General features: G+C 45.5%; 9 protein-coding genes. 7 read left to right on the top strand and 2 right to left on the bottom strand.

Annotated features, from left to right (window positions below; translation table 11 throughout):
* Positions 1–2 precede the first annotated feature (2 nt).
* From A9E74_RS05120 to mutM, 5 genes are read left to right on the top strand one after another with little or no spacing between them, the layout of a single operon-like run.
* Complete coding sequence (locus A9E74_RS05120; RefSeq protein ID WP_069295573.1) at positions 3–947, top strand: ABC transporter ATP-binding protein; 945 nt, start codon at positions 3–5, stop codon at positions 945–947.
* Positions 947–1,696, top strand: coding sequence for an ABC transporter permease (locus tag A9E74_RS05125; protein ID WP_069295574.1), 750 nt, complete (start codon positions 947–949; stop codon positions 1,694–1,696). Before A9E74_RS05120 ends, A9E74_RS05125 begins: the two co-directional genes overlap by 1 nt.
* Entirely contained in the window at positions 1,696–3,063 is a 1,368-nt protein-coding gene (locus A9E74_RS05130) for a GldG family protein (protein ID WP_069295575.1), read from the top strand. Before A9E74_RS05125 ends, A9E74_RS05130 begins: the two co-directional genes overlap by 1 nt.
* Positions 3,060–3,929: a DUF4340 domain-containing protein gene (locus tag A9E74_RS05135; RefSeq protein WP_069295576.1), complete on the top strand. Its 870-nt coding sequence runs from the start codon at positions 3,060–3,062 to the stop codon at positions 3,927–3,929. Before A9E74_RS05130 ends, A9E74_RS05135 begins: the two co-directional genes overlap by 4 nt.
* 3 nt (positions 3,930–3,932) lie before the next feature.
* Positions 3,933–4,751 carry a bifunctional DNA-formamidopyrimidine glycosylase/DNA-(apurinic or apyrimidinic site) lyase gene (gene mutM, locus A9E74_RS05140; protein WP_069295577.1) on the top strand — a complete coding sequence of 273 codons (819 nt, stop codon included), beginning with the start codon at positions 3,933–3,935 and terminating at the stop codon, positions 4,749–4,751.
* 7 nt (positions 4,752–4,758) lie between these two features.
* Here mutM and A9E74_RS05145 read toward each other — a convergent pair whose 3' ends face one another.
* Complete coding sequence (locus A9E74_RS05145; RefSeq protein ID WP_069295578.1) at positions 4,759–5,043, bottom strand: c-type cytochrome; 285 nt, start codon at positions 5,041–5,043, stop codon at positions 4,759–4,761.
* Positions 5,044–5,120: 77 nt separating this feature from the next.
* On the opposite strand from A9E74_RS05145, the gene rluD reads away from it, so the two are divergent.
* A complete protein-coding gene (gene rluD / locus A9E74_RS05150; RefSeq protein WP_069295579.1) occupies positions 5,121–6,089 on the top strand; it encodes a 23S rRNA pseudouridine(1911/1915/1917) synthase RluD in 969 nt (322 codons plus the stop codon).
* Positions 6,090–6,101: 12 nt separating this feature from the next.
* Positions 6,102–7,295, top strand: a complete 1,194-nt coding sequence (chrA, locus tag A9E74_RS05155) for a chromate efflux transporter (RefSeq protein WP_069295580.1) — start codon at positions 6,102–6,104, stop codon at positions 7,293–7,295.
* Here the strand turns inward: chrA and A9E74_RS05160 are convergent.
* A complete protein-coding gene (locus A9E74_RS05160) occupies positions 7,287–8,498 on the bottom strand; it encodes an NAD(P)/FAD-dependent oxidoreductase (protein ID WP_069295581.1) in 1,212 nt (403 codons plus the stop codon). The two genes, chrA and A9E74_RS05160, sit on opposite strands and share 9 nt — an antisense overlap.
* Between the last annotated feature and the right edge of the window lie 115 nt (positions 8,499–8,613).

An 8,613-nucleotide genomic window follows, 5' to 3' on the forward strand; every position in this document is an offset into this window, starting at 1 on the left:
CTATGACTATATTGCTCGAAGCACAAAATCTGTCGCGTTTTTTTGGCCCTAATATCGCGGTTCAGAATATTGATATCACGGTAAAACGTGGAGAAATTTTGGGTTTTCTTGGTCCCAATGGCGCCGGTAAAAGCACCACGATGAAAATGCTCAGTGGCAATTTGGCTCCTGACAACGGCGAAATCCGTATCAATGGGTTTGATCTGTTAACACAACCCAAACAAGCCAAGGCTCAATTAGGCTATCTACCAGAAAACCCACCGCTATATCGTGAATTGACTGTCGGCGAATATCTCAAGCATTGCGCCAGGCTCAACCGGCTGAAAGGCAAAGCATTGAAATCGGCTGTCGATACAGTGATTGATCGTTGTGGTCTTGGAGAGGTACAACGACGTTTGATCGGTCAGTTATCCAAAGGTTATCAGCAGCGTACCGGTATTGCTCAAGCAATTGTGCATAGCCCGGCGGTCGTGATCCTTGATGAGCCAACTTCTGGTTTAGACCCTGTGCAGATTCGACAGATCCGTGAATTAATCCGTGAAATTGCCAACGAACATAGCGTTATTCTGTCGACCCATATTTTGCCGGAAGTAGAAATGCTCTGCGATCGGGTACAAATTATCAGTAAAGGTCAGGTCATCTTTGCTGACAGTCTGGCTGCCCTGCACCAGCAACGATTAAGTAGTCGTCTCAGGATCAGCTTCGCTAATCCTCCCCCAATTGCCGAAATACAATCACTAGAGCATGTAGCGTCAGTTGAGGTTTTATCATCTCAACAATTCCGTATTCTTTATCACCCGGAAAACGATCCGACCGAAAGCCTGTTAATCCAAGCGGTTAGCAAACAATGGCAACTGCAAGAGCTGGTACGTGAACAGGATTCGCTGGAAGATATTTTTATGCAGTTAATCAATTTTGATACTGCTGCAGTCGAGACAATAAACTAATGTGGTGCGTGGCAAGATTGGAATTTTCACGGTTGTTTTTATCACCGTTTGCCTGGGTAATGCTGGCTTTGGTGCAGTTTTTACTGGCGTATCTGTTTCTCAGTCATATCGATTATTTTGCTCAGATCCAGGGGCAGATTTCCGCCATTCCAGGTGCCCCTGGTGTCACTGAACTGGTTATTGCGCCGTTATTGAATAATGCCGCTCTCGTGTTGTTGATGATCGCTCCGTTTATCACTATGCGGGCATTTGCTGATGAGCATCGCAATCATAGTTTGCCGTTACTGATCTCCGCCCCACTCTCAGCCAGTCAGATTGTTTTCGGTAAATATATTGCTTATCTCGGTTTTTTTCTGTTGCAGCTAGTGCTGATTGCATTGATGCCATTATCACTTATCGCAGGCTCTGCAATTGATCTTTACCAGCTTAGCGCGGGCATGATTGGACTGGTATTACTGGTCGCCAGCTTTGTGGCTGCCGGGATCTATTTATCCTCGCTGACCACTCAACCCATTATTGCCGCGGTCATGACCTTCTGCCTGCTGTTTTTGTTATGGATAATTGATTTTGCTGCCGCCAGTGCCAGTGCCGGAGAGGTAAACTGGTTGGGTTGGTTATCATTGCTTGGACATTTTCAACCGCTTCTGGCCGGGCAAATCAGCAGTGTTGATCTGAGCTTTTTTGTGCTGTTTTGTGTGGTTTTTCTTCTGCTGACTATTCGCCGTCTTGATGCTGCGAGGTTGAGTTAATGAAGATGTCAAAACAGTTTAAATATCAGCATCGACTACAACAGATTATTTTTTACCTGTTATTACTGGTGGTCATTATCGCTGTAGCCATTTTATCCAATAGATATACTTTTGAGTCTGACTGGACAGCCAATCAACGTCACACTCTTTCAGCCAGTACCACCGAATTCTTGCGTTCACTTGATAGTCCCGTCTCAATTGAAGTGTTCATTAGCCCTGGAAATCAATACCAACAAGCGGCTGAAAACTTGTTAAACCGCTATCAGCAACATAGTTCGCTACTAAACATCACCTATATTGATCCGGTGACACAGCCGCAGCGGGTACGCGAACTTGCTATTCAACAGCAGGCTGAAATGGTGGTAACGGGTCAACAAGGTCAGCAGCACGTCTTTGATTTATCAGAACAATCCTTGAGTAATGCCATTATCAAAGTCAGCCGTAGTAATTTGCCCAAACTGGTGTTTATTACCGGCCATGGCGAACGCGATATTGTTGGCGATGCAGCATTTGATATGGCGCAGTGGCGCAACCAACTGACTATCACTGGCTTTGATGTACAGTCGTTTTCGATGAGCGAAGCCATAAAAAACATCAGCACTGATGATAATGTTGTATTGGTTATTGCCAGCTCTCAAAAGCCCTGGCCAGAAATTGATGTTGTTCTATTGAATGACTATCTACAGCAAGGTGGCAATCTGCTTTGGCTAAGCGAACCGGATACTGATATTGGTCTTAATGCTATCAGTGAACAGCTTAATCTGGGTTTTGTACCTGGCACCATGGTGGATCCGAATGCAGCTAAGTTAGGCCTTGAGGATCCGCGTTTTGTGATTGTTACAGACTATGCCAATCATCCGGTTACTGCAGCAACTTCCAGTGTCACGTTGATGCCCGGCGCCCATGCCATGCAACTATCTGAAGCAGAATCTGCCTGGCAAGTCACACAGTTAATGCAATCGCAAAGTGATAGCTGGTCTAAATTAGCGGATATTAATCCCACAGAGATGGACAGCTTGCAGTTTGACGAAGATCTGGATATCCCCGGCCCATTAATGCTGAGTGTGTTACTGGAAAAAAACCTTTCGGTTAACCAAAAGCAACGTGTGGCAGTGTTTGGTGACGGTGACTTTGTTTCCAATTTATATCTCGGCACTGCCGCTAATCTTGAACTGGCCATGGCTTTGGTCAACTGGCTGGTCGCTGAGGATGACTCTATACAAATCCCGCTAATCAGAACCCGAGACAATCAACTGGTTTTAAGTGATCGACAATCGCTAATGATCGGAATAGGTTTTTTAGTTTTATTGCCTGTTAGCTTACTGCTCATTGGCTTATGCGTCTGGTGGGTTAGAAGGCGTCGATGAAAAGCACCTACCTGACCAATCTACTATTGTTGGTGGTGGCGGTTCTGTTAATTTGGTTGATGACGGAATCCAATTCACCACCATCAGTCATAACGATATCTGACAGCATTGATCCAACTCAGGTAACTGAGATAGAAATTCAGCGTAGAGAACAACAAACCATTCGATTACAACTGGATCAACAGTGGCAGTTAGTGCAACCCGTCAAAGCGCGAGCAAATCAAACCCGAATCAAGTTGTTATTGAGTCTGCTAGAGCAGCCCGTGCAAACACCTATTCAGGTCAAAGATAACACCGATCTTGCTGAATTTGGTTTGGCACAACCGAACTTAACCTTGCTATTTAATCAACAAAAGTTTGCGTTTGGTGATACTGAATCGTTAAGTGGTCAACGTTATATTCAGCACAATCAACAGATTTATTTAATTCATGATGATATTTCGCCACTGCTCGGTGCCAGTGCCAGCAGTTTTGTCGATAACCGTTTATTGGACCCGATAAGTCAGATCCAGTCTATTCAGTTACCAGCATTACACGATGATAATGCTCAATCACAAACTTCAGCATTATCGATTTATCAGCAAGACAATAATTGGCTTGCTAGTCCAGACAATCACAACCAAGACCAGCTGATAACACTTATACAGAATTGGCAGCAAGCTTATGCTATGCAAGTGGTTATCAACGCAGATATCGACTTGGCAGACGACAAGCCGGTAGTACTGATCGAATTAGCCGATAATACTCAACGCAAATTTGTTGTCTCGCATAATAACGATAGCCTGACCTTAACTGATCCGCAGCTGCAATTGCAGTATCAATTCCCGGCTCAAATTATCAACGCCCTGTTCTCAATAAACGATTAACACATGCCAGAATTACCTGAAGTTGAAACTACCCGCAGTGGCATCGCGCCATATATCGAAAACCAGCAGGTGCAGCAGGTTATCATCCGTGATGCTCGTCTACGCTGGCCCATCACCGATAAACTTGATGAAAAACTCTGTGGTCAGATAATTCAATCGGTCAGCCGCCGCGCCAAATATTTACTGCTCAATACTGCTGATGGCACCTTGTTTATTCATCTGGGCATGTCGGGTCGGTTACGCATTCTGACTGCGTTTCAGCCTGCCGAAAAACACGATCACGTCGACATTGTTTTTGCCAATAACATTATTCTGCGCTTTACCGATCCACGTCGTTTTGGGGCGATTTTGTGGACCAGCGAACCGCCTTTGCAACATCCATTATTAAGTCATTTAGGTCCAGAGCCGCTGGATGATGAGTTTACTGCAACCTATTTATTGCAACGTAGTCGCAAGCGTCAGATCAGTATCAAAACCTTTATCATGAATGCTGAAATAGTGGTGGGTGTTGGGAATATCTATGCCAGTGAATCGCTGTTTTTGTCTGGTATTCATCCGCAACTCATCGCGGCAAACCTGACAAAAAATCAAGCTGAAAAGCTGGTCGATGCCATTAAACTGACCTTAAAAAAAGCGATTGCCGCGGGTGGAACAACATTAAGGGATTTTCGTGACAGTGAAGGCAAACCGGGTTATTTCGCACAGGAATTATGGGTCTATGCCCGGCAAAATCAAGGCTGTAAAAAATGTGGCCACCCGATTGAACTGATTCGACAGGCAAATCGGGCGACCTATTTCTGCCCACAATGCCAAAAACGGTAGGTCTGGATTATTGTTCTGAAAAATACTCTGCCAGCAGGCGAATTTCTTTCTCGGTATATGCCGCAGCATGATGCCGCATCACTGAAGATTCCCTCGCTCCACTGACAAAATCCTGCATTTGCTGAATAAAATAATCTTGCTGCAAACCGGCCAGTTTTGGCATCTCACCTTTGCTGTGTCCATTGGTACCATGACAGCCCGCACAGGATGATGCCAGTAAAGCTATATTTGGTTCAGCATTAACCTCGGTCCACGTCAGAAGTAATGCCAGATATATCAACAATCGTTTCATAATTTCCCTTTCGCCCATTTCACGGCGATGATTCTAGCTACGTTATAATACCCACCCCATTTTATGCAAAGCCATTGATGACTGAAATTATTAAACTAGATGCCACTATTCCCGAGTCATTAAGTGGCTTGCGTGTTGATCAAGCCCTGGCACAGCTGTTTTCTGAGTATTCACGCGGGCAGCTGACAAAATGGATCAAAGCCGGGGATGTCTTGCTGAATCAGCAAATCTGCCGTCCAAAAGATGCTGTACGTACTGGCGATCAGATTGAAATTGCCGCACAACAAGTTATTCACGACGATAACTGGAAGGCCGAACCGATCGCTCTGGATATCATTTATGAAGATGAAGAAGTATTAATCATCAATAAAGCGGCTGGCATGGTAGTGCACCCCGGCGCAGGTAATCAGAATGGCACGATGGTCAATGCTCTATTGGCTCACGCACCGCAACTAATCCATGTCCCACGTGCCGGTATTGTGCATCGTATTGATAAAGACACCACCGGATTATTGATGGTCGCCAAAACCTTGCAGGCACACCATTCTCTAATCAGTCAGTTGCAACAACGCAGTGTGATTCGTGAATATCAGGCCATTGCCTGTGGGGTGTTTACTGCTGGCGGCACTGTCGATGAACCGATCGGCCGTCATAATATTGATCGTAAACGTATGGCAGTGACACAAAACGGTAAAATTGCCGTGACACACTACCGAGTTGAAGAACGCTTTCGTGCGCACACCCATCTGCGTTGCAAACTGGAAACCGGACGTACCCATCAGATCCGCGTGCATATGGCATATATCCGGCATCCTTTGTTAGGTGATCCTTTATACGGCGGTCGTTTCAAAATTCCTAAAGGGATGACCGAAAGCTGTCTGGCCGCGTTATTGAATATAAGACGTCAGGCTTTGCATGCCGGGTTATTAGGTTTTGATCATCCTGCCACGGGTGAACCTGTCAGCTGGCAAATCCCGTTACCCGCTGATATGCAGCGATTACTGGAAGTGCTGCGCGAGGATACAAACAGTCATACTGATCAATAAGAGGATCTAAGCGTGAAGGCAAACAACAATCTGAAGAATGTTATCAGCGTGTTTTTCGCCTTTCTCAAATTGGGTCTGACTGCGTTTGGCGGACCAATTGCCCACATAGGCTATTACCGCACTGAATTTATCAGCAAACGTCAATGGCTTACTGAGCAACAGTTTTCTCAATTACTTGCTGTAACGCAGTTTCTGCCCGGTCCGGCCAGCAGCCAGATGGGCTTTTCTATTGGTTTATTTCGCGCCGGCTGGATGGGCGCTATTGCCGCCTTTATTGCGTTTACCCTGCCCTCTGCAATACTGCTGTTTGCTTTTGCCAGTGTCGCCCATCATATGAACAATACGATAGGAACGGCCATTATTGATGGTTTAAAACTGGTCGCTGTCGCTGTCGTCGCCCATGCTGTTATCAGTATGGCTCAGAAATTAACTCCAGACTGGCAACGTATTTTGATTGCCCTATTAAGTTTTGCACTGCTGCTGATCTTTAAATTGGCAATTATGCAAATCGCCGTAATAATCTTGGGTGGTCTGGCCGGATGGTTTTTATGTCGCCAGCAACAACTGTCAGCGGATTTTAAATTCCCGGTCAATTACGGCAAACAAACTGCCTGGATCTTATTCAGCCTGTTCATGTTGCTGCTTATTCTCAGTCTGTTTGCTGGTAGCCAGCTCAATGTGACTAATATGCTAGCTGGTTTTTATCAGGCCGGTGCTTTGGTATTTGGTGGTGGCCATGTTGTGTTGCCATTACTGGAACAGCAGACGGTTGCCACTGGCTGGCTCACTACCGATCAGTTTTTAACCGGTTATGGTGCTGCTCAGGCAGTTCCAGGCCCAATGTTTACGCTTGCAACCTATCTTGGCGCAGAAATACCAACACAGTTGCCATCCGGCTGGAATGCCCTGCTCGCCACACTGGCAATTTTTATTCCGGGATTTCTATTATTGCTGGCGATGTTACCGCTGTGGCAACAACTAGCTCATCTACCCAACGCCGGTGCGGTGGTAGCTGGAATCAACGCCGCTGTAGTGGGTTTATTAGCTGCGGCTTTGTATGATCCTATTATCACCGAAGGCGTTAATCACTGGCTGGATTTACTGATTGCCCTTGGTGGTTTTTTAATTATTTTCGTGCTGAAGCGCTCTGCATTATGGACGGTGCTGTTCTGTGTCGCTGCCTCAGTTGCAGTTGCATTAATCTAATCTGGAAAAAGAAAACAGCTCTGCCAATGGATGCTCGCGCTGTTCGATATTGGCTCTTAATAAGGCAGCGCCAATCATGCTGTAAGTAATACCATTTCCACCATAAGCCATGGCAAACTGCACGCGTTCACCATATTGCTTATGTGGACCAAAAAACGGCAATCCATCCTCGGTTTCGGCAAAAGTGCCGGCCCAGGAAAATGTCGGGTTCATTGGTAATTTTGGAAAAAGTTTTTCGACTTTCTTCGCCAGAGTTTGGGCTTTTTTATCTACCCGTTTATCCCGTTTTGCCGGAATATCGATATCATCATCTTCTCCACCGACCAGCAAACGACCATCGCCGGTAGTTCGCATATAAAGATAAGGCCTGGCGGATTCCCACATCATGGTTTTATTTAGTTCGCCCAGTAATTCGGGATTTATCGGGTCGGTAATAAAAGCATAGCTGCTACGGTTTGATGCTACATTTTGTTTAAGTAATTTCTGGCTGGCATAGCCTGTCGCCACAATCACATACTGGCAACTGATTTTATGGCCGGTTGTGGTGAGTAATTCAACCGAATCTGCTGACGGTTTCAGTTGCTTGATTTCAGTGCGGTCAAATACCTTATGGCCGCTATTGTGCAATCGGTCCAATAGTTTAGAAGCAAGCCGATAGGGATCAATTCGTGCAGCCAGTTTACTAAGAATGGCACCGGGCGATTTAAAGCCATAAGCTTTTTTTATCGCATCCGGCTCTAGCCATTCAACATCAAATCCATGTTTTTGTCGCAACAAAAATTCGTCTTTGAGCGACTGTTTATCACGGTTGCGACTGGCGTAATACAAACTTTCCTGCATTTCGAAATCAACATCACCTACTGTTTCAGCAAGTTTTTGAAGATCGGTAATGGCTTCTGCACAAGCCCGATAGGCTTTTAAGGCATCAACCTCGCCATACAAAGCTGCAAGCTCGGTCAGATGGGTATCTATTTCATATTGCAGTAATGCCGTACTGGCGGCGGTGCTGCCCCAGCCGATATCCCGCTGTTCTATAACTGCGACTGCATAGCCATTTGAACTCAGATCGTCAGCAATCAAAGCCCCGGTAATACCACCCCCGATAATTGCCACATCACACACAATATCCTGGTCCAGCGCCGGAAAGGTTCGCATTAATCCATTTTTAATCGCCCAGAAGGGATAACCGCTTTTCAGATCCATTTGTTGCTGTCTTTTTGTTTAACAGAGAGGATTGAGCATAGCTGAATTTATCCGACTTATAGCTAACCTTGGTTAAATCGCGGCAATTAATTGATATTTAATAATGGCAGGCTTT

Source organism: Methylophaga muralis, assembly GCF_001720165.1.
Classification (GTDB): domain Bacteria; phylum Pseudomonadota; class Gammaproteobacteria; order Nitrosococcales; family Methylophagaceae; genus Methylophaga; species Methylophaga muralis.

What these genes read in the sequence shown, in the direction of transcription:
- A9E74_RS05145 (WP_069295578.1), bottom strand. Translation starts at nt 5,043, where the DNA reads ATGAAACGATTGTTGATATATCTGGCATTACTTCTGACGTGGACCGAG.
- A9E74_RS05130 (WP_069295575.1), top strand. Translation starts at nt 1,696, where the DNA reads ATGAAGATGTCAAAACAGTTTAAATATCAGCATCGACTACAACAGATT.
- A9E74_RS05120 (WP_069295573.1), top strand. Translation starts at nt 3, where the DNA reads ATGACTATATTGCTCGAAGCACAAAATCTGTCGCGTTTTTTTGGCCCT.
- A9E74_RS05125 (WP_069295574.1), top strand. Translation starts at nt 947, where the DNA reads ATGTGGTGCGTGGCAAGATTGGAATTTTCACGGTTGTTTTTATCACCG.
- rluD (WP_069295579.1), top strand. Translation starts at nt 5,121, where the DNA reads ATGACTGAAATTATTAAACTAGATGCCACTATTCCCGAGTCATTAAGT.
- mutM (WP_069295577.1), top strand. Translation starts at nt 3,933, where the DNA reads ATGCCAGAATTACCTGAAGTTGAAACTACCCGCAGTGGCATCGCGCCA.
- A9E74_RS05160 (WP_069295581.1), bottom strand. Translation starts at nt 8,498, where the DNA reads ATGGATCTGAAAAGCGGTTATCCCTTCTGGGCGATTAAAAATGGATTA.
- A9E74_RS05135 (WP_069295576.1), top strand. Translation starts at nt 3,060, where the DNA reads ATGAAAAGCACCTACCTGACCAATCTACTATTGTTGGTGGTGGCGGTT.